2 tRNA genes are annotated in these 495 nt (G+C 57.0%); both read left to right on the top strand.

Going from position 1 to position 495, the window contains the following annotated elements:
* Positions 1 to 137: 137 nt before the first annotated feature.
* A tRNA-Glu gene (locus DIE03_RS38075) sits at positions 138 to 213 on the top strand.
* 79 nt (positions 214 to 292) lie between these two features.
* Positions 293 to 369 (top strand) — tRNA-Asp (locus DIE03_RS38070).
* Positions 370 to 495: the final 126 nt, after the last annotated feature.

Below are 495 nucleotides of genomic sequence, written 5' to 3'. Positions count from 1 at the left end.
GCGGTAGTTCAGTCGGTTAGAATACCGGCCTGTCACGCCGGGGGTCGCGGGTTCGAGTCCCGTCCGCTCCGCCAGAACGAAGCCCGTTCAAGACGTTTTTGAGCGGGCTTTTGTATTAAGGATGTAAGCAGTACGTTGTCCCCTTCGTCTAGAGGCCTAGGACATCACCCTTTCACGGTGAGTACAGGGGTTCGAATCCCCTAGGGGACGCCAGATTCAGCGGCGTTTCGTAGAAGTGTCGCAACGCGTGCAGGAACGTGACGAGATCCTGCAGGCGGTGGTGCAGAAAGCTGGAGCGGTAGTTCAGTTGGTTAGAATACCGGCCTGTCACGCCGGGGGTCGCGGGTTCGAGCCCCGTCCGCTCCGCCAGAACGAAGCCCGTTCAAAGAACGTTTTTTGAACGGGCTTTCTCGTTAAAGATGTAAGCAGTACGTTGTCCCCTTCGTCTAGAGGCCTAGGACATCACCCTTTCACGGTGAGTACAGGGGTTCGAAT

It is taken from the genome of Burkholderia sp. Bp8992 (genome assembly GCF_003853705.1).
In the GTDB taxonomy this organism is placed as follows: Bacteria; Pseudomonadota; Gammaproteobacteria; order Burkholderiales; family Burkholderiaceae; genus Burkholderia.
This window is presented reverse-complemented; position numbering and strand designations above follow the sequence as displayed.